Below are 23,225 nucleotides of genomic sequence, written 5' to 3' on the forward strand. Positions count from 1 at the left end.
GTGAAAAGAAGGCTCCTTTTGTTTTCGGTGTTGAGTGCATTCCTGTTGTTGGCAGCTTGCGGCCAAGAACGTTCTGCTTCCTTGTCTTCTCCTAAACAGTCGGCATCGACGGATTCTTGGCCGAAAGAATTGCACGTTGGCTTTCAAAAATCATCATTTTCTCTCTTTTTGAAAGAGAAGGGGTACTTGGAAAAACAATTGCAAAAGCATGGCGTTCAAGTAAAATGGTTTGAATTCCAATCCGGTCCCCCCCTTCTTGAAGCGTTGAATGCAGGACAGATTGACATCGGCTATGTCGGAGGAGCGCCCGCTGTGTTGGCGCAGGCCAATCCGGATTCACAGTTGGTGTATCTTGCCTATGAACCGGAAGTCGCGCGGGCGATCATCGTGCCGAAAACATCGTCGATTCATACGGTGGCGGATTTGAAGGGCAAAAAAGTGGCTTTCGGCAAAGGGTCAAGCGCCCATTATACGTTATTGACGGCGTTGGAGACAGCTGGATTGACACTCAACGACATTACCCCCGTGTATTTGCAACCGTCTGAAGCGCGAACTGCGTTTGAGCGAGGTGATGTTGACGCTTGGGTCATTTGGGATCCGTTCTTGGCTGATGCCGAAGTGAACGGCGGGGCGCGCATTTTGATTGATGCGAAAGGACTTCCAAAACAATATGGATTTATCGTGGGGCGGAATGAGTATGTGAAACAGTATGCCAATGTAGCTCAGACTGTCATTGCACAGCTGAACAAAGTCCATCAAGAAATTCACTCTTCTCCAGATGAAGCCGCCAAACTATTGGCCAAAGAAACGAAAATTGGCGAAGAAATTTGGAAACGGACGTTGAGCCGAAGAGGATATGGTGTGTTTCCGCTGACGAAGGAGGTGATCGACGCCCAGCAGCGCATTGCAGATCGTTTTTATGAAGCCGGGTTGATCTCAAAACGGGTCAAAGCGAAAGATGCTGTGGTCGTCATAAAGGAACAATAAAGTAATCCAGTAACATTAACAGTTCATGAATACAAGCCGTTCTACTGAACATGACGGGGCGTTGTAAAAGCCGGATCCCCTTGAACAACGCCCGCCAAAGGGGCAAAAGGGATGTCAAGGACGACGGGGGCAAAAAAAGAATGTGGGAGGGAAACAAATGACAACGGTGGCCATTATTTCTGGAAGCCCGTCGCACACCTCGAAAACGAATCGGGTGGCTGAATGGGTGAGCGAGCAATTGCAACAGCTCGGCCACACGGTGCATTTCATCCGATTGCGCGATTTGCCGGCTGAAGATCTGCTTTATGCTCATTCATCGAGTGAGCCGATCGCCGAAACACATGATTGGATCCGCCAGTCGAGAGCGGTCATTGCGTTAAGTCCAGTGTATAAAGGGAGTTACACCGGCATTTTAAAAGCGTATTTGGATTTGCTTCCGGAAAAGGCGTTTGCAGGGAAGCTGGTTGTGCCGATTGTCACGGGGGGAACCATTGCTCATCTGTTGGCTCTCGAATACGCGCTCAAACCGATTTTCTCCATTTTGGGCGCGCGGGAAATCTTGCATGGCGTCTTTATTTTGGATTGGACGTTGGGGCATGATGACGAAGGTCGCCTTGTGCTTTCTGACGATTTGTTGTCGCGGATGGAAGAGGTCTTTCAATCCATTTCCTGTGCAACCGAAAAAACCGTGATTGGATAAGGAGGAAAAAAGATGGAGTTGCTTTGGTTTATCCCTTCTCATGGCGACGGCCGATATTTAGGGACGACAAAAGGTGGTCGCTCCCCAGAATACAGCTATTTCAAACAAGTCGCCCAAGCAGCCGACCGCTTAGGATATACGGGCGTGCTCATTCCAACCGGCAAATCGTGCGAAGATCCTTGGCTGCTCGCTTCGGCATTGGCGGCTGAAACCGACCGTTTGCGCTTTCTTGTCGCTGTCCGTCCCGGATTGATGACGCCGACGTTGGCTGCCCGCATGGCTTCCACATTCGATCGGATTTCCGATGGCCGGCTGCTCGTGAATGTCGTCGCCGGTGGCGATCCCGTTGAGCTGGCAGGGGATGGGTTGTTTTTGTCCCATGACGAAAGATATGAGGCAACGGCCGAGTTTTTGACGATTTGGCGTCGATTGCTTGCAGGAGAAGAAGTGACGTTGAGTGGAAAACATGTGTCGGTCAAGGGAGCCAAACTGCTATTTCCAGCGGTGCAAAAGCCGTATCCGCCCATCTTTTTTGGCGGATCGTCGGATGCCGGCCAACGGGTTGCGGCGCGCCATGCGGATGTGTATTTAACCTGGGGCGAGCCTCCTGAACAGGTGAAAGACAAAATCGAACGGGTAAGGGAGCTTGCTCGTCAAGAAGGCAGAAAAATCGAATTTGGCGTTCGTCTCCATATTATCGTTCGTGAGACGGAAAAAGAAGCATGGGAAGCGGCAGAGCGATTGATTCGATATGTCGATGACCGGACGATTGAAGAGGCGCAACGGGTATTTGCTCGTTACGATTCGGTGGGACAGCAACGGATGCGACAGCTGCACGGCGGAAAGCGGGATTCGTTGGAGATCAGTCCAAATCTATGGGCTGGGGTAGGATTGGTGCGCGGGGGTGCGGGCACGGCTCTCGTCGGCGATCCGGAAACCGTGGCCGAGCGTCTTCGCGAGTATGAGCAGCTGGGCATCCGCTACTTCATTTTGTCCGGCTACCCGCATCTGGAAGAGGCGTATCGAGTGGCGGAGCTGTTATTCCCGTTGTTGCACTTGAACACTCCTTCCTCTTCCTCCATTCAGGGAGAGGTTGTGGGCCACGAATTTTTCCCTAATGTGATTAAAGTTTGATTGATTGCGAAAGAGAGGACCGGCAACGAGGGAGTCCTCTCTTTTTCATCATGTGTTGACATTGAAATTCATTTTCTCTTATAATCTTATTGTATTGATATTGATTATCATTTTTTGGATGTGTGAACGGGGGGATACATAATGTCATTGAAATGGAAGTGGCTCGCCGTGTTTGCCGCCGCGGCGTTGGCGCTTGGCGCGTGCGGCCAGAGCAAACAGACGGCGGGAACAGAAAAAGAAAGCAGCAACCAAACGGCTGTGGAAAAACAAGAAAAGCCGAAAGAGGAAGAGAAGACGGAGAACGAGAAGGAAGAAGCGGAAGTCGATTATGCGGGAGCGTTCAGCGAAGCGCTCGCGGAGCTTGAGAAGGCGAAGCAAGGCGGGGCGGTCGACTTCGGCAAAGTGGAGAGCATCTACAAAGAAAAGCTGCAGTCGCTTGTACAAAAACGTGACGCGGAATTTGAAGATACGCTTGACCAACATATTACCAACGCACTGGCCGCCGGCAAAGACGGGTCGCTTGAGCCGTTGGTTGTCAAGCAAATTTTTGACAAGCTGATGCAAAAAGTGTTTTACACGACGATCAAGCATGAGTTTACCGAAGCAGAAGAACATTGGGCCAATAAGGAAGAAGTAAAGGAAGAGCTTAAGGAAGCCAAAACCTTTTACGCGATTTTGCAGTCGACCGTGGAAAAGCGCGATGCGGCTTACGGAACGAAGTTGGTTGACGCGATCAACGGGGCGTTTGCCCAAATGGAGCAAGCGGTCCAAAACGATGATGCGCTCTCATTTGCCCTCGGCAAGCAAGTCGTGGACAAAACATTGATGAAAACATTCTATTTAGCGAGCGGAGCGCTGCCGCACGGCTATGCGGCGAAGGCGGCGGCTGCGGCCAAGGAAAACGCCGAAGAAGCCAAAGTGGAGCAGGCGGAAGGCTGGGCGTTTTATCAGTCCGTCTATCCGTATATGAAACGGCATGCCGCGGAGGAGGCGGACTACATTTTGAAACAGTTTGACCTGCAAACCGATGTCAAAACGCTCGATCCGAAAGCGGTGAACCATGCGTTCGTGCGCGGATGGGCGAAAGTGGCGCTTCACGAATATGAAGAAAGCAAAGAAAATTGGGGGCAAGACAAGTCGGTGATCACCGCCTTAGAAGGCGCGCTCTTTATTAACATGATCGAACAGGATATCAAAACGCTGCTTGGCGACAAAGCATACACCGACTTGAACGAACAGGCGACACGCTACCTAGAGGCGGCAAAGGCAAAAAACAAAGCTGAGGGTGACAAATGGCTGCCGCAAATTGAAGCCGCCCTGCAACAAGTGATTGAAAAAGCGAAATAACCTAGCAAACAAGGGGATGACCCAAAAGGGTAATTTTCCTTAACAAAGCACAACATATTGTTTCTTAATGATTGTTTTATACCTATAAAAGGGTGTCCCGATCCTTTTGGGACACCCTCTTGTATGACGAAGGAGGCAGCGGATTTGATGTCGGCAGAGTGCTCGATGGTGGATGTCAGGCAGCTTGTGTGCCTTCAGGGCAGCCGTCTGTCCGGAAACGTTTGGTTTTTTTCATGGCGCCGCGACTTTTCCGAGCGGCTGTGGTAAGATGCTGATGGATAGTCCATTTTGTAATGGGGTGAAACCGTTGAAAATTGTTGTCACTGGAGGAGCCGGATTTATTGGCAGTCATTTGGCCGCTCGTCTGCATGAACAAGGTCATGAAGTGGCAGCGATCGATTGTTTTCATCCGTACTATCCTGTTGAGCGGAAGGAGCGGCAGTTTCACGCGCTCACCGGCGGCCGGGTGCCGCTTGCCCGCTTCGACTTGCTTGATGGGGAAGCGACGAAGCGTTGGTTCAGCCAGTTTCGCCCCGATGTCGTCTACCATTTGGCGGCGCTGCCGGGCGTGCCGTATTCGTTGGCGCATCCGCTCGCTTACATCGATTATGACATTAAGGCGACGGTGAACGTTTTGGCGGCGGCGGGGGAAGCGGGGGTGGCGCATGTGCTGTTTGCCTCATCGTCATCGGTGTACGGCGACCGCGGCAACGTCCCGCTCCGGGAAGAGATGGCTGACGGCCGCGTCGTTTCGCCGTATGCGGCGGCGAAATACGGAGCGGAGTCGTTTTGTCATGCTTATGCTCATTTATATGGTTATCAAATGACGATTTTTCGCTATTTCACCGTTTACGGGCCGTGGGGTCGTCCGGATATGGCGATCGGCACGTTTTTGCGCCGATTGCTGGCGGGCGAGGAGATTGTCGTATATGGCAAAGGAACGGCGCGTGATTATACGTACATCGATGATATTGTGGAGGGCATGATCGCAGCACTTCACCGCAGCGGTGGGCGAAGCGAAGTGTTCAACTTGGGCGCCGGGGCGCCCGTCACCATGGAGCAGCTGCTCGCTGAGTTGCGGAAGCACTTTCCCGATCTGAAAATCGTGCACGCGCCGGAGCGGAAAGGCGATGTGAAAGCGACATGGGCGGACATCACGAAGGCGGAGCGGGCGTTTGGTTACAAGCCGAAGGTGGCGTTTGCCGAAGGGCTCGCCCGCACGGTGGCGTGGGCGCGCGAATATGAGCGGTAAACCGGCGGCTAAAGCGGCGTTGCAAGCAGCTGGGCTCGCGCTTCTTTTCTTTTCCGCTTGGTTGACATACCGCTGCTTTGACGGCCGGCAGATGCTCCATCATCTATCCAGGCTAGTCAGCCGCCCGATCGAGATGGCTGCCGCTGCTTTCGTATATGGCTTGTCGTTTTGGCTGCGGGCGTGGGCGTGGAAGCGATATGTCGGAAAGCCAATCGCCTTCTCTGTTTATTGGCGTGCCGTGCTGCTTAGTTTGTTTGTTAACCATCTAGCCCCAGTGAAAATCGGTGATGCTGTGCGTATGGCTTTGCTTGCCCGCCAGCCCGGTGTTTCAGCCAGCGAGGCCATTGAATCGGTGGCGGTGATGCGGCTCCTTGATATGGCGGTGCTTGGTGGATTGACTGTCATCGGGATGTATGCGTATATGCATTACATTCCCCGCATTTCTCTCTTGGCAGCGGCCGTTGCGGCCGGGTTCGTGCTGACCGTGATCGTGTTTCGCCGTCCGCTCCGCCTCGATCGGTTATGGCGGCGATGGCGGAGCGTATTTCACGGCTGGAGCGGCGCGGCGATGGTCGGGGCGGTGGCGGCGAGCTGGCTGTGTGAGGCGGCAGTCATAGGTGTGATCGCCAAAGCGGTCGGTATACCGCTTTCTTTTGGACAGGCGGTGTGGGCAAACAGCGCGACCGTTTCCGGACAAATTGCCCAAATCGCTCCCGGTGGACTCGGAACGTATGAGGCGGTGATGGGGTTTGCCTTAACTACGGTTGGTGCACCGTGGGATGTGGCGTATATGGCCGCGGTGTTGACACATGCCTTTAAATTTCTGTTTTCTTACGCCGCTGGTGCCGCGGTATTGTGGTTTTGGCGGTCCGACTGGCAGGCGGTGCGGAGCGTATGGAGAAAGGAAAGGGAGAGGCGATGAAAGAAGCATCACGATTCGAAAAAATCGCGGCGCGCTGCTGGAATTTGCTGAATGAAGGAAAGCCGTTCACGCCGATTTTTGTCGTGGGAACGATGAGCATCTACCATGCCGCTGATCTTATGGGCGGCCATGCATGGACATGGCTGATTGGCCTGACGGCGGTGCTGCCGTTGTTTGTTGTCTATTATGTGTACGATTATCCACTGTTTTTGCGCAATTATTTATGGATCCCTTATGTCGTGTTTCTCATCGTTTGGTCGTTCGCTGATGCGTCGTTGTTGTTGTTGGCGTCGGGGCTTTACTTTTTCTTTACCGTCTTTTTTTGGGGGACGCTGTATTACCATTTGCGCATCGGCACGTCGTGGTGGAATTTCACCCGCTTTTGGAAGCTGGTGCTGAAAAACAGCGATTCGACCAGCGGCAACGCCCAAGAGCAGCTGCCAAAATGTTTTCTTCTTTTGTCCGTATGGGAATACGCTTCGCAGCAGATCGATCAAGGAGCGGCTTTGGCGCCGCTGTGCGGGGCGCTTTGGCTGTTTGCCGCTGGGGTGTGGCTGTTTTCATGGATTTTGCATCGGAATTTGTTCGACTGGCAGCCGGAGATCATTCCGACTTATACGAACAATGTGCCGAGTCCCACCGCGCCGGTCAGTGACAAAGTGTATGTCATCGTGATTGATGGGATGCGCAAAGACCGGTTTGAAGCGGCCAACGCCCCGTTTTTAAAGCGGCTGCGCGCGCAAGGGACGGAATTTGCGCAAATGGAAACCGTCTATCCGGCGCGCACGGTCGTCTGCTTCACCTCGATGCTGACGGGGACGTATCCGTTTGAGCACGGCATTCGCTCGAATATGGTATGGAAGCTCGGAGCGAAAGTGGAAACGATCTTCGACTCGCTCCGCAAAGTAGGGAAAACAGGCCGCTTGCTTGGCATCGCTCATTTGGTCGATTCGTTCGGCGACGATGTCGAAACGGTGACGGCTGTCATGCCGAACGACCTCGCCGACCGTTATATCATCGAGCGGGCGAAACGCATTGTGGAAGAGCAGCACCCGGACTTGCTTGTCGTGCAATTGATCGCCACCGACCAGACCGGCCATAGCCGCGGTGTGCTGTATGACGAGTATATCGAAAGAATTGAAGAAGCCGACGCGTTGATCGCGGAGTTTGTCGGCTGGCTTGAGGAACGGGGCGAGCTCGAGCGCGCGACATTGATTGTCTGCGCCGACCATGGCCAAGCGGATGGCATCGGCGGCCACGGCCACCTCGATGAAGGGGAGCGGTATGTGCCGTTTTTTCTATACGGCCCGGCGATTGAGGCAGGAAAACGAGTCGATGAGAAAAAAAGCCTCGTTTCGCTGGCGCCGACGATCGCCTATTTGCTCGGCGCGCCGTATCCGAGCCATAGCCGTGGTCCGGTTTTGATCGAGGCGATGAGAAAGGAGGAGAGCGATGAAGAAGCAGCGCGTCATCGTCTTTTTGCCGGCGCACAATGAAGAAGAAGCGATTGGAGATGTCATCCGCCGCATTCCGCGTCATTTTCATCCCGATGTAGAGGTCATCGTCTTGGTCATTGATGATGGATCGACGGACCGAACGGCCGAAGTAGCGAAAGAAGCGGGGGCCGATATCATTTGCCGCCTGCCGGAAAACCGCGGCCTCGGTGCGGCGGTGCGGCGAGGGCTTGAAGAGTGTGTCCGTCTTGGCGCGGATATCGGCGTGATGATCGATGCTGACAACGAATATCCGCCGGAACAAATTCCTGACCTTTTAGCGCCGATTTTCACCGGTGAAGCGGACTATACGATCGGCTCGCGCTTCCTTGGCACGATTCGCGGCATGAAATGGCATCGCCGCCTTGGGAATTATTTGTTCACTTGGCTGCAGTCGCTTCTTCTAGGACAGCGGCTGTATGACGGACAGTCGGGGATGCGCGCCTTTTCGCGCCACGCGATGGAGGAGGCGGAAATCATCCACGATTACAACTACGCCCAAGTGCTGACGCTCAACTTGGTGCGCAAAGGGTTTCGCTTGAAAGAAGTGCCGATCCGCTATCAAGTGCGGACGACGGGCCGTTCGTTCATCAAATTCACCGCCTATATGACCGCGGTCATCCCGGCCATCTGGAAGGAAATGCGCCGCCCGGTGAAAAAGGTGGCCGTCGATCGAGAAGGGCATGGGCGCTCCCAAGAGCGGGCGCGCCATTGCTCGTAAGGCAGTTCGTGCTTAGAAGGCAGGTGATGTCATGGGATATGAGACTCCACAACGGTACTTCTCAACTTGAGAAATCTTGTCAATCCTGTTCTTCTCTCTAGTCGAGAACGATGGATTGAGGAAGATGATCGTTTTTTCACCAGCCTTTTCGACGATGGATGATTTTTTATTGACAATAAGTATGATAATGATTATCATTGATCTTGATGGAGGGAGAAGGGAACGTGAAATCGTTTCGTTTCTTTTTTTACATAGCAGTGATCATTATTCTCAATCTCATTCCGCTGAAAGCGTTCGCCTATTCGTATGGAGACCCGAACAAAGAGGCGGTTGCTGAGGCGTATAAAGAGATGAAAGAAAAGTTGAACGAGCAGCCGCCGAACTTTGCTGCAGCGAAGGAAATTTTCGAAACCGTAAAAGAAGAAATCGACATGCATATGGGACCTGAGCCGTCCAAGGCGGTGCTTGCGGCCATCGAAGCGAAGGACCGTCAAACGGTGATCAAGGACATGGAAAACATTTTAGTGCTCAATATCGCTCGCCGTTTGGACAATATTGAGGCAAACTTTGATCAGTACGACACGAGCAAGCGGCTGTTGGCGAAGGCGTTTGCGACGTATGAAGCGCTGTCGCCGGTCATCCAAGGGAAAGACCCTGCACTTGATAAACAGCTGCGCACCGAGTTTGACAAGGCGCTTCAGTCGCTTGGCAACCCGGGGCTGTTCGGTGTCGGCGAGAAAAAATCGGATATCAACGTGTTTAAGAAAAGCAAAGAGACGATTTTAACAACGCTGCAGAAGCAATTCGGCCTGAAAAGCCTAAAAGTCGGCCATTTTTCGGAAAACGCTGCAGAAAAGCCGGATGCAGTGCAAAAGAAAGAGTGGACCGATTTGTCTAAAGTAAAAAACTGGATTCCGCTCGTTGTCATCGTTATTGTGGTTCTCGGCGCGGCTCTCATTTATGTGCGGCGTCGGAAACGGGCTTAGTCCAAATATAAGGGGAGGCGGAGACATGGAAGTCCAAGCGCTGCTCATTACGTTTCGTGAAGCGCTGGAAGCGCTGCTGATCGTCGGCATCATTACATCGTATTTGAAACGTGTCGATCACCGCGAATACACGAAGTACGTATGGCTTGGTGCTGGTTTGGCCGTGTTGGCGAGCATCGGGGTGGCCATTTTGTTTCAAGTCGTGTTCACGGGATTTGCCGCGATGGGCAGTGAAATCTACTTAAAAATCGGCATCATGATCGTCTCCGCGTTGCTCTTGACGCAGATGGTGTTTTGGATGGCCGAGCATAGCCGGGACATGAAACAAAACGTTGAAGGGAAAATGGACCAGTTTATTACCGCCGGTAATGTCGCCGGCATGGTCATTCACTCGTTTTTAGTCGTGCTGCGCGAAGGAGTGGAAACCGTTTTTTTCTTCGCTGCCATCACGCACGGCAACATCGGCGCGGCCATACAAGGCTGGGGAGCGGCGACAGGCATTGCCATTGCCGCTTTGGTCAGCTACTTCTTCTTTAAAGGAACGATGCGCATTCCGCTGAAAGCATTCTTTAAAGTAACCGGAGCTTTTATCGTCTTGATCGCCGCTGGCCTGCTCGTGCAAGCCATTTCGATGATGCAGGACATTGGGCTCATCGGCAGCGTCATGCCGCACGTATATGATTTGACATGGCTGCTTCCAGAACATCCGATTGACTACGAACATTACGTGCGCGATCATGGCGTCGCCCCCGTCTTTTCCGGCGAAGTCGGCGTCTTTTTAAAAGCGTTGTTTGGCTATTCAGCGATGCCGTCGCTTGAAGAAGTGATCGCCTATATCGGCTACTTCGCCGTCGTGTATTTGCTGGTGACGAGCCGCCGCGGTCAAAAGAGCGCTGTGGTCGAGAAACCGGCGATTGCCGCTTTGGAGGAAAAAGCAAAAAACGTCATGTAACGTACAAGGCCGCTGCGCCTTGTACTTTTTCTTTGGAGGGGAACACGGTGAACAAACGGTTCGGCGACCGCTTTTGGATTGGCTTTGGTGTCGGAACGGCCTCTTTGTTGGTTGGCGCCTGTTTGTATTGGGCGAGCCCGTATGCGGCCACATGGGATGAAGTCGATTTTGCCTTGGCGCTTAGGCGCTATGATGTGTTAGCCATGCAGCCGCATTTCCCAGGCTATCCGTATTTCGTCCTCGGGGGCATGGCGGTGCACGCTTTCATTGCCAATCCGGCCAAAGCGCTTTCGATCTTGAATGTGCTCGTGTTGTTTTCCGCCGCCTTTCCCATCGTTTTGCTGCTTGCTCGGCATATGCCGCGTCCAGCGGCGTTATGGGCGGCGCTTTCGGTGCTTTCTTCAAGCTATGTGCTTCTTGCCTCCGCCCGACCGATGTCAGACGGTGCGGCGCTCGGCGTGCTTTGGTGGTACATCTGGGCCGTGGAATGGGCGCGGCGGCGAATGGCATGGACCGCGCAGCTGCTGCCGATGGCGTTATTCAGCATCCTCATGGGGGTTCGCCTATCGTACATCCCCTTTGCCTCGGCGTTATTGTTGCTTTGGCATGAAGACTGGAAAACGCACCGCCGCCTCGGCCGCGTGGCGGCATCGCTGTTGGCGGCGGCCGCCTTTCAATTTGTTTGGGTGGCAGCGGTCGCGGCGACGGAAGGCGGCCTTTGGCCGTTTTTCAAGCTTGGCTTTGCGTTTGTTGTCGGTCATTTCAGCGACTGGGGGGGAACGGCGGCGGCGAGCCCTCTTCCATTTTGGGAGCGGGTGTGCCGCTTTGTCCTTGACAACTTTCTTTGGACCGGCATGGCCAGCCGAAATGCTTGGCTGCTGGCTGCCTATGCAGTGGTCGGCGCCATCGCCTGGCGCGCGGGGCGGTTGGGGCTTCCGCGCCCGCTTGTCGTTTCCGCGTTGCTGTATGCTTTGTGGGCGCTTTTCGGACAAAACATTGACAAGCCGCGTCATCTCCTTCCGCTCGTTCACATTGCGCTCGTTTTCGTGTGGGGGCGGCTGCTGGCCGCGCCCCGGACATGGCGGTTTGTTCTTGCCGCGGCAGTGGTGATGCTGCAGTCTACAATCGGCATCGGGCTGTTGCGCGAGCAGGCAAAGACGCCGCCAGCAGTGTATCAGCTTGCGGACGATTTGCGTGACAAACGGCAGCCGTTTGTGGTATATACGTGGGAAGAGACGCGCGTCCTAGACTATTTGAACGTGCCCTTTCCACATAAAGACGTGCTCCATTTTTCCTTCTTTTTGCAAGACAAAGAAAACTACCGCCATGCTGCGATATATATGACCAATCACGTTGTCCAAGGGTTCGAGGCTCAAGGGATCGATGTTTCCTGCCATGTGCGCAAAATGAAAACGTATCGTTCCAGTTTGCTTGCTGATCCGGTGTATGGGACGATTACGCTGTACGAATGGGTTGATGGAGCAGTGAGGTGATGGCCAATGAACGAGCGGCTGAAAGAAAAATTGGCTGTGCTGCCGGAGCAGCCGGGCTGCTATTTGATGAAAGACAAACACGGAACGGTCATTTACGTCGGCAAAGCGAAGTCGCTGAAAGCGCGCGTCCGCTCGTATTTTACCGGGACGCATGACGGCAAGACGCAGCGGCTTGTTGAGGAGATCGCTGATTTCGAATACATCGTCACCTCGTCAAACGCCGAGGCGCTCATTTTGGAGATGAATTTGATCAAAAAGCATGATCCGAAATACAACGTCATGCTGAAAGATGATAAAAGCTACCCGTTTATTAAAATCACCGCAGAAAAGCATCCGCGCCTGCTTATCACCCGCAAAGTGAAAAAAGACGGCGGCAAATATTTCGGCCCGTATCCAAACGTGCAGGCGGCGAACGAAACGAAAAAGCTGCTCGACCGCTTATATCCGCTCCGCAAATGTTCGACGCTGCCTTCGCGCGCCTGTTTGTATTACCATATGGGCCAATGCCTCGCCCCGTGCGTCCACCCGGTGTCGGACGAACAAAATAAGGCGATGGTTGAACAAATCGTCCGCTTTTTAAACGGCGGGTATGAAGACGTGAAGCGGGAGTTGGCCGAGAAAATGCACGAGGCGGCGGAAACGCTCGAGTTTGAACGGGCGAAAGAATACCGCGATCAAATCGCGGCGATTGAGATGACGATGGAAAAGCAAAAAATGATGCTCAACGACTTCATCGACCGCGATGTATTCGGCTATGCGTACGACAAAGGCTGGATGTGCGTGCAAGTGTTTTTCCTTCGCCAAGGGAAGCTGATTGAGCGCGACGTGTCGATCTTCCCGCTTTACCAAGACCCGGATGAGGAAATGCTTACGTTTTTGGGTCAGTTTTATGCGAAAGCGCATCATTTGAAGCCAAAAGAAGTCGTCCTCCCGTCCGACATTGACGGCGAGCTCGCCCGCGAATTGCTCGGCGTTGCCGTCGTCCAGCCGAAAAAAGGGAAGAAAAAAGAGCTTGTTGAGCTGGCGAGCAAAAACGCGGCCATTGCTCTGAAAGAAAAATTTTATTTCATCGAGCGGGACGAAGAACGGACGATCAAAGCGGTCGAACGTCTCGGAGAGCGTCTTGGCATTCCGGCGCCGCGCCGCATCGAGGCGTTTGACAACTCGAACATTTACGGGGCCGATCCGGTCTCGGCGCTCGTCGTTTTCCTCGATGGCAAGCCGGCGAAAAAAGAATACCGGAAATATAAGGTGAAAACGGTCGCGGGGCCGAACGATTATGAAACGATGCGCGAAGTCGTGCGCCGCCGCTATACGCGCGTGTTGAAAGAAGGATTGCCGCTTCCCGATTTGATCATTATCGACGGCGGCAAAGGCCACTTGTCGGCGGTGCGGGATGTGCTCGAAAACGAACTTGGACTGGATGTGCCGCTGGCTGGATTGGCGAAAGACGAAAAACATCGCACATCAGAGCTTTTGGCCGGCGACCCGCCGGATGTCGTGCCGCTTGACCGGCAAAGCCAAGAGTTTTATTTATTGCAGCGCATCCAGGATGAAGTGCATCGGTTTGCCGTTATGTTTCACCGAAAGACGCGGCAGAAAACGATGTTCCATTCCGTGCTTGATGACATCCCCGGCGTCGGGGAAAAGCGGAAAAAAGCACTCTTGAATTATTTCGGCTCTGTGAAAAAGATGAAAGAGGCGACGGTGGAAGAGTTGCAGCGGGCGAACATTCCGCGAGCGGTGGCGGAGAAAATCTATGAAAAACTGCATGAATAATGGCTGAACGGGCGCCCGTTTTGCGAGCGGGCGCCTGTTGCCTACATTTCATTCGATCGCCTGCTTCCGATCCCATTTCACCAAAATGCGCGCTTTGCCGTCCCGCTTTGGCGGCAGTTCGACCGCTTCGGTGACGAACCGCTTTTGTTGTTCGATTTGCTGGGCGAGAAATCCAGCCTCAAGCTGGAACGAGCAGCTGCCGTACAAGGAAAAGCGGGCGGCGATGATGGGGCCTGACAGCTCGATATATAGTTCGTCGTTTCGCTCTTCGCCGGTTGATAGCTCCCCCCAGCCCGCCCGTTCAAAAAATACGGCGACGTCATCGAGCGTTCCGAGCGGGTAGCGCCGTGCCAGCTGTTTGCCGGCCCAGTACAGCAGCGAAGCGGCATCTTTGCCAAGCAGCTCGGGAAGAAGCGAATGGCGAAGCAGCTCAGCCCCGAATGCGGAAAGCGCAATCGACCCAAACATTTGATATTGATCCTCTAATGGTGGCTGTTTCATCGTTTTCCCCTCTTTCTATCCATTTCCCCATTATAGCTGAATTGCTGCCGGAGTGCATCCTCTTTCCTAAGGTGGCGCAACTATGAGAATGTTTGAACATTTTGTGGCAGTGTTTTCTTGACGCTTGTACAATGTGGGAGTACAATGAATGTGACAAAGCGAATAAGGGAATGGAAGGCGTTTTCGTTTCCGCATGGCGAGCGAGAGGGACATATTTTTTATTCAATTGAAGGGGGTTTACATAATGGCAGGGAATCGCGAGTTTTACTATCGCCGGCTCCATTCGCTGCTGGGGGTTGTTCCCGTCGGCATCTTTTTAGTGCAGCACTTGGTCGTCAACCATTTTGCGACCCGTGGGCCGGAAGCGTTTAACCGGGCGGCGGCGTTTATGGAAAACTTGCCGTTCCGCTATTTTCTTGAAATTTTTGTTATTTTCCTTCCATTGTTGTTCCACGCTGTATACGGCATTTATATCGCGTTTACAGCCAAATTCAACACTCGCCAGTACGGCTATTTTCGCAACTGGATGTTCATGCTTCAGCGGATCACCGGCATCATTACATTGATTTTTGTCGTCTGGCATGTGTATGAAACGCGGGTGCAAGCCGCATTCGGCGCCGAAGTGAACTACGATATGATGGCCAACATTGTCGACAATCCGTTTATGCTCGGATTTTATATTGTTGGAATCTTGTCCACGGTCTTTCACTTCGCCAACGGCTTATGGTCGTTCTGCGTCAGCTGGGGGTTGACGGTGTCCCCTCGTTCGCAGCAAGTATTTACGTACATTACGATGATCATTTTCATCGCGCTTTCCATTGTCGGCATTCGCGCCATCTTGGCGTTTGCGTAAGACAAGCGTTCCATTCCTAGGGAATGATTCGACGATGAACTGCTGCGTTGGCTCGTGACAGATCGCGTCTTAGCCGTTCGCCGAACGATCGCTTGGTCGATGGCGGGCCGGCAAGGCAAAACGTGCGGCATGCAAGCAAAAGCAGCAATCTATTAGGGAGTGAGTAGCTATGAAAAAAGGGAAAATCATCGTTGTTGGCGGTGGGCTGGCCGGTTTGATGGCCACGATTAAAATCGCCGAAGCAGGAGTGCCTGTCGAACTGTTTTCGCTCGTTCCGGTAAAGCGTTCTCACTCCGTCTGTGCCCAAGGCGGCATTAACGGAGCGGTCAACACGAAAGGGGAAGGCGACTCGCCGTGGGAGCATTTTGACGACACCGTCTATGGCGGGGACTTCTTGGCGAACCAGCCTCCGGTCAAAGCGATGTGTGAAGCGGCGCCGGGGATTATTTACATGCTCGATCGGATGGGCGTCATGTTCAACCGGACGCCGGAAGGGTTGCTTGATTTCCGTCGTTTCGGGGGGACGCAGCATCACCGGACCGCCTATGCTGGAGCCACGACTGGCCAACAAATTTTGTATGCACTTGATGAACAGGTGCGCCGCCATGAAGTGGCCGGGCTCGTCACGAAGTACGAGCATTGGGAGTTTTTAGGCGTCGTTTTGGATGACGAGCAAATCTGCCGCGGCATCGTCGCACAAGATTTGCGGTCCATGGAAATCAAAGCGTTTCCAGCCGATGCCGTCATTTTGGCGACCGGCGGCCCGGGGATCATTTTTGGGAAATCGACGAACTCGGTCATCAACACTGGTTCAGCGGCTTCGATCGCCTATCAGCAAGGCGTTTACTACGCGAACGGCGAGTTCATCCAAATTCACCCGACCGCCATTCCGGGCGATGACAAGCTCCGCCTTATGAGCGAATCGGCGCGCGGGGAAGGCGGACGCATTTGGACGTATAAAGACGGGAAACCGTGGTACTTCCTTGAGGAAAAATATCCGGCTTACGGAAACTTGGTGCCGCGCGACATCGCCGCACGGGAAATTTTCCACGTCTGCGTCGATTTGAAGCTCGGCATCAACGGCGAAAACATGGTGTATTTGGATTTGTCACATAAAGATCCGAAAGAGTTGGATGTTAAGCTCGGCGGCATTATCGAAATTTACGAGAAGTTCATGGGCGAAGACCCGCGCAAAGTGCCGATGAAGGTGTTCCCGGCCGTTCACTACTCGATGGGCGGCTTATGGGTCGACTATGACCAAATGACGAACATCAAAGGGTTGTTTGCTGCCGGCGAGTGCGACTATTCGATTCACGGCGCGAACCGCCTCGGGGCAAACTCGCTTCTGTCGGCGATTTACGGCGGAATGGTCGCCGGCCCGAACGCCGTCCGCTACATCCGCGGCCTCGAGAAATCGGCGGATGCGATGCCGTCGACGTTATACGACAGCTATGTGAAACGGGAGCAGGAAAAATGGGAGAACATTTTGGCGATGGACGGCACGGAAAACGCCTATGTGCTGCATAAAGAGCTCGGTGAATGGATGACGGCGAACGTGACGATCGTCCGCTACAACGACCGGTTGCTGAAGACGGATGAGAAAATTCAAGAGCTGATGGAGCGGTACAAAAACATCAGCGTCACCGACACGTCGAGATGGAGCAACCAAGGAGCGACGTTTATCCGCCAGCTGTACAACATGCTGCAGCTCGCCCGCGTCATTACGCTTGGCGCTTACCATCGCAATGAAAGCCGTGGGGCGCACTACAAGCCGGAGTTTCCGGAGCGCAATGACGAAGAGTGGCTGAAAACGACGATGGCCCGCTACACGCCAGATGGTCCGGCGTTCCATTATGAAGACGTTGACGTCTCGTTGATTAAACCGCGCAAGCGCGACTACAGCAAAAAGAAAGAGGAAGTGAAGTAAGATGAGCGAGAACAAAACGGTTCGTTTGATCATCACGCGCCAAGATCGTCCGGATTCCGCGCCGTATGAAGAAGAGTTTGTCATTCCGTACCGCCCGAACATGAACGTCATTTCGGCGCTCATGGAAATTCGCCGCAATCCAGTCAACGCCAAAGGGGAAAAAACGACGCCGGTCGCTTGGGAAATGAACTGTCTGGAAGAAGTATGCGGAGCCTGTTCGATGGTCATTAACGGCAAACCGCGCCAGGCGTGCGCCGCGCTCATTGACAAACTCGAGCAGCCGATCCGCCTTGAGCCGATGCGCACATTCCCTGTCATCCGCGACTTGGTCATCGATCGGAGCCGGATGTTTGACGCGTTGAAGCGAGTGAAAGCATGGATTCCGATCGACGGAACGTACGATTTGGGTCCGGGGCCGCGCATGCCAGAGCGGAAGCGGCAATGGGCGTACGAGCTGTCAAAATGCATGACATGCGGCGTCTGCCTCGAAGCGTGCCCGAACGTCAACAGCAAGTCGAACTTTATCGGCCCGGCGCCGCTGTCGCAAGTGCGGCTGTTTAACGCCCACCCGACCGGGGCGATGCATAAAGCCGAACGGCTGCGGGCGATTATGGGCGACGGCGGACTGGCCAACTGTGGCAACTCGCAAAACTGCGTGCAATCGTGCCCGAAGGGCATTCCGTTGACGACATCGATCGCGGCGTTAAACCGCGAAACGACGATTCAAATGTTCCGCGATTTCTTTGGCAGCGACGAAGTGTAGCGGCAGAATCAAAATCCCCTTCATTCGAATAGACATGAGGGGGATTTTTTGTTTTTCTGGACAAGCGGCAGCCAACCGTCTCCGGCGAACCGAAAGATGAAGAAAAAAAAGACCCATTTTTCTATTAGATAAGCAAATTTTCGTCACCGCCGCTCTTGCTCTCACATACGATATGGCGAGGAAATACCCATCCGGCAGTTCGGGCCCATTGAGAGCAAGGAGGGTTACAACCGTTGAAGGACAAATCGTTTCAATCGAAGCCGCTTTTGACAAAAAGAGAAAAAGAAGTCTTCGAATTGCTCGTGCAAGACAAGACGACGAAAGAGATCGCCAAAGAGCTGTTTATCAGCGAGAAAACGGTCCGCAACCATATTTCGAATGCGATGCAAAAGCTTGGGGTCAAGGGGCGCTCGCAAGCTGTCATTGAATTGCTTCGAATGGGCGAACTTGAACTATAAACGATGCCGGCTTTCCTTGTTGGACAGCCGGCTGTTATGTTCCCTTGCGGCCGGACGAGGCTTGGCGCCCGTCCGGCCTTCGTCCGCGGCGGCCGCCGCATTTTTTTGTTGATTATCTTTGCCGGTGTTGTAAAATGAAAAGTAAGAATAGCTGTCGGCGCAAGCCGCCGTTTGAGGCTGGCCGCGGAAACGATCAAGGAGAGATGGTATGCCGTCTGCGATGAATGAAAGAACGGTCGCCGAGTTGGAAAAATTGCTTCGCTATATCGCCGCAAATTTGAAACAGCGCGGCCGTGAAATTTTAACCAACTATCCGATCACCCCACCGCAATTTGTCGCCCTGCAGTGGCTGCTTGAAGAAGGGGACTTGACGGTCGGCGAGTTATCGAACAAAATGTATTTGGCGTGCAGCACGACGACCGACTTGGTCGACCGCATGGAGCGGAACGGACTTGTCGCCAGAGTCCGCGATGAACACGACCGCCGCGTCGTCCGCATTCGCCTTCTTGAAAAAGGGGAGCGCATTATCGAAGAAGTGATTGAGAAACGCCAGCGCGATCTAGCGAGCGTGCTTGAAAGCTTTTCAGACGAGGAAATCGTCGTCTTTGAGCGTTGTTTGCGCAAATTGCATCAAGAAATGACGAAAGAATGAGGCGATCACTTGGAAAGAGCAATTGGTGTCATTGACTCAGGAGTCGGCGGTTTGACCGTCGCCAAAGAAATTATGAGGCAGCTGCCGAAAGAACAAATTATTTACTTAGGCGACACCGCCCGTTGCCCGTACGGGCCGCGGCCGGTGGAAGAAGTCCGTCGATTTACGTGGCAAATGATTGATTACTTGCGGCAATATCCCTTGAAAATGCTTGTTATCGCCTGCAACACCGCGACGGCGGTCGCGCTTGACGACGTGCGGGCGAAGCTTGACATTCCTGTGCTTGGCGTCATTCATCCCGGCGCTCGCGCCGCCCTGAAAGCGACTAGGCGCGGGCACATCGGCGTCATCGGCACGATTGGCACGATCCGAAGCCGGGCGTATGAAAAGGCGCTTCAATCCATCAATCCGCGCGTCCAAGTCGAGAGCTTGGCCTGTCCGAAATTCGTTCCGCTGGTGGAAAGCGGCGACTTTGAAGGGCAGGAGGCGATGGCGATCGTCGCCGAATCTCTCGCTCCGCTCCGACCGCTGCCGATCGATGTGCTGATTTTAGGTTGCACGCATTATCCGTTGCTCGCGCCGCTCATTCGCACGTATATGGGCAAACGCGTGAAGCTCATTTGCTCAGGCGGTGAGACAGCTCGTGAAGTGAGCGCGATTTTGCATCACAGCCAGCTCCTTTACACCGGCGAGCGCGAACCGGAGCATTTGTTTTTCACGACTGGGCCGAAAGAGCTGTTTGAAAAGATTTCCGGGAAGTGGTTTGGCAAGCCGATCGGCACGGTCGAAGCGATTCGGCTGTAACCAACAAATCCTTTAGCGTCCATGCGCTAAAGGATTTTTTTTATTCTATTTTGGAAAACGGCTCGTATACATAGTAGTACAAACTACGAGTAGGAGGGAACGTCAATGAAACGGACGACTCACATATGGGCGGCGCCGCTGCTCGCCTCGCTGTTGTTGCTTGGCGGCTGCGGTTTGTTTGGGCGAGATGAGGCGGTGAAGGAGATTGATCCGCCGCAAGAGACGAGTTATGTCAAAGACGGCCAAGCGCTTCAGGAAGCGACGGAAAGCCAAAAGGAAGGGAAGGAGAAAGCGAAGGCCACCGAGACGGTGAAAAGAGAGCTGTACTTGATTGACAAAAACGGCTTTGTCGTGCCGCAAACAGTGGAATTGCCGAAAACGCAGGCCGTGGCGAAACAAGTACTCGAATATTTGGTTGAAGACGGACCTGTGTCAGAAATGTTGCCGAACGGCTTCCGCGCGGTCATTCCGGCCGGAACGACGGTGCTTGGCACAAAATTGGAAAAAGACGGAACGTTGATCGCCGACTTTTCTCCGGAATTTAAAAACTATAAGCCGGAGGACGAAAAACGAATTTTGCAGTCCATTACGTGGACGTTGACGCAATTTGACAATATCAAGCGCGTCAAAATCCGCATCAACGGTTACGATCAAAACGTGATGCCGGTCAATAAAACACCGATTCAAGATGGGGTAAGCCGCGCCGACGGCATCAATATGGAAGCGAGCGGCGTGCCAGACATTACGAATACGCATCCAGTCACCGTTTATTTTGTCGCCCAACAAGGGAACAGCACATACTATGTGCCGGTGACACGGCGTGTGTCCAATAAGGAGAAAGATGATATTGCCGCGGCCGTCAACGAACTGATTCAAGGACCAGAGCAAGGGAGCGGGCTTGTCGGCGTCTTTCAGCCGGACGCGAAGCTTGTCGATGCCCCGAAATATGAGGATGGCAAAGTGACGCTCAACTTTAACGAAGGCATTTATGGAAGCAACAAGAAAAATGTCATTTCCGACGTCGTGTTGAATTCCCTCGTTTTGTCGCTCACTGAGCAAAAAGGAGTCGAAAGCGTGGCGATCACAGTCAATGGCAAAGCCAATCTTGTCACGGAAGACGGCAAGCCGCTCACCAAACCGGTCGCTCGGCCGCAAAACGTCAATACCGGGACATTTTAACCGGTTGGTGCTGACAGGCTGGAAACGAATAGGACGTTATGGTATAACAAAGAGGTGGAAACGTATTCCGCCTCTTTCTTTTTTTCGCTAGGTGGAAAGAAATGCGGCGTCTGGCATTCCGTTGAAGATGGAGAAAAGGAGGACTCAGTTGATGAGAGCGGACGGACGAAGCAGTTGCGAGCTGCGCCCTGTACATATACACCCGCATTACATGAAGCACGCTGAAGGGTCGGTGCTCATTGAAGTCGGCGACACGAAAGTCATTTGCACGGCGACGGTCGAAGAGAAAGTGCCGTCGTTTATGCGCGGCGGCGGCAAAGGATGGATTACGGCCGAATATGGGATGCTGCCGCGGGCGACAGAGCAGCGGAATGTGAGGGAAGCGAGCAAAGGAAAAGTGTCGGGGCGGACGCTGGAAATTCAGCGCTTAATCGGCCGTGCGCTTCGCTCGGTTGTTGATCTTGAACAGCTTGGTGAGCGGACCATTTGGATCGATTGCGACGTCATTCAGGCGGATGGCGGAACGCGGACGGCGTCGATCACCGGTGCGTATGTGGCGCTTGTGTTGGCGCTTGCCAAACTGGTGGAAGAAGGGAGGCTCGAGGCGCTTCCGATCCGCGATTTTCTCGCCGCTACCTCGGTCGGCATCGATCCGGAGCATGGGGTGATTCTTGATTTAGATTACAACGAGGATGCGCGGGCGAAAGTGGATATGAACGTCGTCATGACCGGAGCCGGTCAATTTGTTGAGATTCAAGGGACCGGAGAGGAAGCGGTTTTTTCACGCGCCGAGCTCGATGAATTGCTTGAAGCGGCGCAAATAGGCATCGAGCAGCTCATCGCCGTTCAGCGCCGCGCATTGGGCGAGTGGGCGGCGCGCATCGGCGAAAAAAAAGAAGCGGCAGAGGAGGACACAGAGTGAAGGAGATTGTCATCGCGACCAAAAACGCTGGCAAAGTGCGCGAGTTCGCCGCTTTGTTTGCCAAGCGGGGCGTCGAAGTGAAATCGCTGCTTGACTTTCCGGACGCTCCGGATGTCGCAGAAACGGGAAGCACGTTTGCGGAAAATGCCGTGCTCAAAGCAGAAGCGGCGTCGCGGCGTCTAAAGCGGCCGGTGATCGCCGATGATTCCGGGCTCGTGGTCGATGCGCTCGGCGGCCGGCCGGGCGTTCATTCGGCCCGTTATGCCGGGGAAGATAAAAACGATGCACGCAACATCGCCAAGCTGCTTCGCGAGCTTGACGGGGTGCCGATGGAGCAGCGCACGGCTCGTTTTCATTGTGCGCTCGCCGTCGCGATCCCAGGGCGGCCGACCGCCGTTGTCGAAGCGACATGCGATGGTTATATCGCCGAAGCGCCGCGTGGGGAGGGGGGCTTTGGCTATGATCCGGTTTTTTACCTTCCGGAGCGGGGAAAAACGATGGCGGAGCTTGCGCCCGAGGAAAAAAATCAAATCAGTCATCGCGCCAAGGCGCTGACGAAGCTCGATGAGCAGTGGGAGGAGATCGTCGGTGGAAAGGGGCGGACGGAATGAAGGCGGTGATTGTGAGCGACAGCCATGGGCTGACTGCCGAACTTGCTGCAATTGTCAACCGTCATCGCCATGAAGCGGATTTGTTTATCCATTGCGGCGACTCGGAGTTGGAGGTGGGGGCGGACGAGATTGCCCCGTTTGCCGTCGTACGCGGCAACTGCGATTTCGCCGCGTTTCCTGCTGAGCGCATCGAAGAGGTGGGCGGCGTTCGGTTGTTTGTCACCCACGGCCATTTATACGGGGTGAAAACGTCGCTTTTGCGTTTATCCTATCGCGCACAAGAAACAGGGGCTCACGTCGTTTGTTTCGGCCACTCGCATTTGGCCGGTGCTGAACAAATCGATGGGTTGCTGTTCATCAATCCCGGCAGCATCGCCTTGCCGCGCGGAAGAAAAGAAAAAACGTACGCGGTGCTGACGGTCGACAGCGGACGGGCGCACGTCCAGTTTTATGAAGTGGATGGACAGCCTATTCTCAAAATGGAACAAACGTTTTCTATCTAAGCCGGCAAAACCGCCAGCTTTTTTACGGTAAGCAAGGCCGCTTCAACAGGTTCGCTTTCAAAATGGAAGTGCCATATAGCGTGTTTGGAAAGGGGGCCTGTGTTTGGGCCGCCTTTTTTCGTTTTGGGGAGATGAAGTGGAAAAAGGCGCATCGTTTTGATTCGTCATTTTCATGTCCGAGTGAGAAGCGAACGTTGCTTACGGATCTTTTCTATCAGAAAAATGAGCGCGCCTTGAGCCCGTTATGTTCATATCGAATGAGGAGCGAACTGCGCTCAAGGGCGCG

Annotated in this window: 24 protein-coding genes; 23 read left to right on the top strand and 1 reads right to left on the bottom strand. The window is 53.7% G+C overall.

The genetic code is table 11. The features are described from left to right. From T260_RS134750 to uvrC, 13 genes are all read left to right on the top strand, one after another. Positions 1-987: an aliphatic sulfonate ABC transporter substrate-binding protein gene (locus T260_RS134750; RefSeq protein ID WP_014196480.1), complete on the top strand. Its 987-nt coding sequence runs from the start codon at positions 1-3 to the stop codon at positions 985-987. Positions 988-1,144: 157 nt separating this feature from the next. Further along, positions 1,145-1,687, top strand: a complete 543-nt coding sequence (ssuE, locus tag T260_RS134745; protein WP_014196479.1) for an NADPH-dependent FMN reductase — start codon at positions 1,145-1,147, stop codon at positions 1,685-1,687. A 12-nt stretch (positions 1,688-1,699) separates the two neighbouring features. Next, positions 1,700-2,821: an FMNH2-dependent alkanesulfonate monooxygenase gene (gene ssuD, locus T260_RS134740; RefSeq protein ID WP_023633485.1), complete on the top strand. Its 1,122-nt coding sequence runs from the start codon at positions 1,700-1,702 to the stop codon at positions 2,819-2,821. 141 nt (positions 2,822-2,962) lie between these two features. After that, the gene (locus tag T260_RS134735; RefSeq protein ID WP_023633486.1) at positions 2,963-4,168 is read left to right on the top strand and encodes a hypothetical protein; all 1,206 of its coding nucleotides are present in this window, start codon (positions 2,963-2,965) and stop codon (positions 4,166-4,168) included. 144 nt (positions 4,169-4,312) lie between these two features. After that, positions 4,313-4,435, top strand: coding sequence for a hypothetical protein (locus T260_RS1000000140455; protein ID WP_014196475.1), 123 nt, complete (start codon positions 4,313-4,315; stop codon positions 4,433-4,435). Positions 4,436-4,475: 40 nt separating this feature from the next. Further along, positions 4,476-5,420 carry an NAD-dependent epimerase/dehydratase family protein gene (locus T260_RS0119680; protein ID WP_011232156.1) on the top strand — a complete coding sequence of 315 codons (945 nt, stop codon included), beginning with the start codon at positions 4,476-4,478 and terminating at the stop codon, positions 5,418-5,420. After that, the gene (locus T260_RS134730) at positions 5,410-6,342 is read left to right on the top strand and encodes a lysylphosphatidylglycerol synthase transmembrane domain-containing protein (protein WP_031212294.1); all 933 of its coding nucleotides are present in this window, start codon (positions 5,410-5,412) and stop codon (positions 6,340-6,342) included. The genes T260_RS0119680 and T260_RS134730 overlap by 11 nt, the downstream gene beginning before the upstream one ends. Next, positions 6,339-7,838 carry an alkaline phosphatase family protein gene (locus tag T260_RS134725; RefSeq protein WP_023633487.1) on the top strand — a complete coding sequence of 500 codons (1,500 nt, stop codon included), beginning with the start codon at positions 6,339-6,341 and terminating at the stop codon, positions 7,836-7,838. The genes T260_RS134730 and T260_RS134725 overlap by 4 nt, the downstream gene beginning before the upstream one ends. Next, on the top strand, positions 7,795-8,556 hold the full coding sequence (locus T260_RS134720; protein ID WP_023633488.1) for a glycosyltransferase family 2 protein: 762 nt from the start codon (positions 7,795-7,797) through the stop codon (positions 8,554-8,556). Before T260_RS134725 ends, T260_RS134720 begins: the two co-directional genes overlap by 44 nt. Positions 8,557-8,780: 224 nt before the next feature. Further along, entirely contained in the window at positions 8,781-9,542 is a 762-nt protein-coding gene (locus tag T260_RS134715) for a hypothetical protein (protein ID WP_011232152.1), read from the top strand. Between the two features lie 25 nt (positions 9,543-9,567). Further along, entirely contained in the window at positions 9,568-10,494 is a 927-nt protein-coding gene (locus T260_RS134710) for an FTR1 family iron permease (RefSeq protein ID WP_023633489.1), read from the top strand. 47 nt (positions 10,495-10,541) lie between these two features. Then, positions 10,542-11,987 carry a hypothetical protein gene (locus tag T260_RS134705; RefSeq protein ID WP_023633490.1) on the top strand — a complete coding sequence of 482 codons (1,446 nt, stop codon included), beginning with the start codon at positions 10,542-10,544 and terminating at the stop codon, positions 11,985-11,987. 6 nt (positions 11,988-11,993) lie between these two features. Further along, positions 11,994-13,766: an excinuclease ABC subunit UvrC gene (uvrC, locus tag T260_RS134700; protein WP_011232149.1), complete on the top strand. Its 1,773-nt coding sequence runs from the start codon at positions 11,994-11,996 to the stop codon at positions 13,764-13,766. Positions 13,767-13,814: 48 nt separating this feature from the next. Here uvrC and T260_RS134695 read toward each other — a convergent pair whose 3' ends face one another. Next, the gene (locus tag T260_RS134695) at positions 13,815-14,267 is read right to left on the bottom strand and encodes a YslB family protein (protein WP_013144566.1); all 453 of its coding nucleotides are present in this window, start codon (positions 14,265-14,267) and stop codon (positions 13,815-13,817) included. Positions 14,268-14,511: 244 nt separating this feature from the next. Here T260_RS134695 and T260_RS134690 point away from each other — a divergent pair, with 244 nt between their 5' ends. The 10 genes from T260_RS134690 (at position 14,512) to T260_RS134655 (ending at position 22,939) form a co-directional block, all read left to right on the top strand. Then, positions 14,512-15,120 (top strand): succinate dehydrogenase cytochrome b558 subunit, encoded by a 609-nt coding sequence (locus tag T260_RS134690; protein WP_011232147.1) that lies wholly within the window; start codon positions 14,512-14,514, stop codon positions 15,118-15,120. Between the two features lie 169 nt (positions 15,121-15,289). Then, complete coding sequence (gene sdhA / locus T260_RS134685) at positions 15,290-17,047, top strand: succinate dehydrogenase flavoprotein subunit (protein ID WP_011232146.1); 1,758 nt, start codon at positions 15,290-15,292, stop codon at positions 17,045-17,047. A 1-nt stretch (position 17,048) separates the two neighbouring features. Further along, positions 17,049-17,810, top strand: a complete 762-nt coding sequence (sdhB, locus tag T260_RS134680; protein WP_011232145.1) for a succinate dehydrogenase iron-sulfur subunit — start codon at positions 17,049-17,051, stop codon at positions 17,808-17,810. Between the two features lie 233 nt (positions 17,811-18,043). Further along, positions 18,044-18,268, top strand: a complete 225-nt coding sequence (locus T260_RS134675; protein WP_008881129.1) for a helix-turn-helix domain-containing protein — start codon at positions 18,044-18,046, stop codon at positions 18,266-18,268. Positions 18,269-18,476: 208 nt separating this feature from the next. Beyond that, entirely contained in the window at positions 18,477-18,920 is a 444-nt protein-coding gene (locus T260_RS134670) for a MarR family winged helix-turn-helix transcriptional regulator (protein ID WP_014196465.1), read from the top strand. Between the two features lie 9 nt (positions 18,921-18,929). Further along, the gene (gene racE / locus T260_RS134665) at positions 18,930-19,724 is read left to right on the top strand and encodes a glutamate racemase (RefSeq protein WP_011232143.1); all 795 of its coding nucleotides are present in this window, start codon (positions 18,930-18,932) and stop codon (positions 19,722-19,724) included. A 105-nt stretch (positions 19,725-19,829) separates the two neighbouring features. Further along, positions 19,830-20,903: a GerMN domain-containing protein gene (locus tag T260_RS134660; protein ID WP_020278127.1), complete on the top strand. Its 1,074-nt coding sequence runs from the start codon at positions 19,830-19,832 to the stop codon at positions 20,901-20,903. A 151-nt stretch (positions 20,904-21,054) separates the two neighbouring features. Continuing rightward, positions 21,055-21,825, top strand: a complete 771-nt coding sequence (gene rph, locus T260_RS0119685; protein WP_031212296.1) for a ribonuclease PH — start codon at positions 21,055-21,057, stop codon at positions 21,823-21,825. Further along, a complete protein-coding gene (locus tag T260_RS0119690; protein ID WP_011232140.1) occupies positions 21,822-22,436 on the top strand; it encodes an XTP/dITP diphosphatase in 615 nt (204 codons plus the stop codon). Before rph ends, T260_RS0119690 begins: the two co-directional genes overlap by 4 nt. Then, positions 22,433-22,939: a metallophosphoesterase family protein gene (locus T260_RS134655; protein WP_011232139.1), complete on the top strand. Its 507-nt coding sequence runs from the start codon at positions 22,433-22,435 to the stop codon at positions 22,937-22,939. The genes T260_RS0119690 and T260_RS134655 overlap by 4 nt, the downstream gene beginning before the upstream one ends. The last annotated feature ends 286 nt before the right edge of the window (positions 22,940-23,225 follow it).

This window comes from Geobacillus thermopakistaniensis (assembly GCF_000498995.1).
Lineage (GTDB): Bacteria > Bacillota > Bacilli > Bacillales > Anoxybacillaceae > Geobacillus > Geobacillus thermoleovorans.

Coding starts and splice junctions, on each gene's coding strand:
- ssuE (WP_014196479.1), top strand. CDS start 1,145: ATGACAACGGTGGCCATTATTTCTGGAAGCCCGTCGCACACCTCGAAA.
- ssuD (WP_023633485.1), top strand. CDS start 1,700: ATGGAGTTGCTTTGGTTTATCCCTTCTCATGGCGACGGCCGATATTTA.
- T260_RS134735 (WP_023633486.1), top strand. CDS start 2,963: ATGTCATTGAAATGGAAGTGGCTCGCCGTGTTTGCCGCCGCGGCGTTG.
- T260_RS134730 (WP_031212294.1), top strand. CDS start 5,410: ATGAGCGGTAAACCGGCGGCTAAAGCGGCGTTGCAAGCAGCTGGGCTC.
- T260_RS134725 (WP_023633487.1), top strand. CDS start 6,339: ATGAAAGAAGCATCACGATTCGAAAAAATCGCGGCGCGCTGCTGGAAT.
- T260_RS134720 (WP_023633488.1), top strand. CDS start 7,795: ATGAAGAAGCAGCGCGTCATCGTCTTTTTGCCGGCGCACAATGAAGAA.
- T260_RS134710 (WP_023633489.1), top strand. CDS start 9,568: ATGGAAGTCCAAGCGCTGCTCATTACGTTTCGTGAAGCGCTGGAAGCG.
- uvrC (WP_011232149.1), top strand. CDS start 11,994: ATGAACGAGCGGCTGAAAGAAAAATTGGCTGTGCTGCCGGAGCAGCCG.
- T260_RS134695 (WP_013144566.1), bottom strand. CDS start 14,267: ATGAAACAGCCACCATTAGAGGATCAATATCAAATGTTTGGGTCGATT.
- T260_RS134690 (WP_011232147.1), top strand. CDS start 14,512: ATGGCAGGGAATCGCGAGTTTTACTATCGCCGGCTCCATTCGCTGCTG.
- sdhA (WP_011232146.1), top strand. CDS start 15,290: ATGAAAAAAGGGAAAATCATCGTTGTTGGCGGTGGGCTGGCCGGTTTG.
- sdhB (WP_011232145.1), top strand. CDS start 17,049: ATGAGCGAGAACAAAACGGTTCGTTTGATCATCACGCGCCAAGATCGT.
- T260_RS134670 (WP_014196465.1), top strand. CDS start 18,477: ATGCCGTCTGCGATGAATGAAAGAACGGTCGCCGAGTTGGAAAAATTG.
- T260_RS134660 (WP_020278127.1), top strand. CDS start 19,830: ATGAAACGGACGACTCACATATGGGCGGCGCCGCTGCTCGCCTCGCTG.
- rph (WP_031212296.1), top strand. CDS start 21,055: ATGAGAGCGGACGGACGAAGCAGTTGCGAGCTGCGCCCTGTACATATA.
- T260_RS134655 (WP_011232139.1), top strand. CDS start 22,433: ATGAAGGCGGTGATTGTGAGCGACAGCCATGGGCTGACTGCCGAACTT.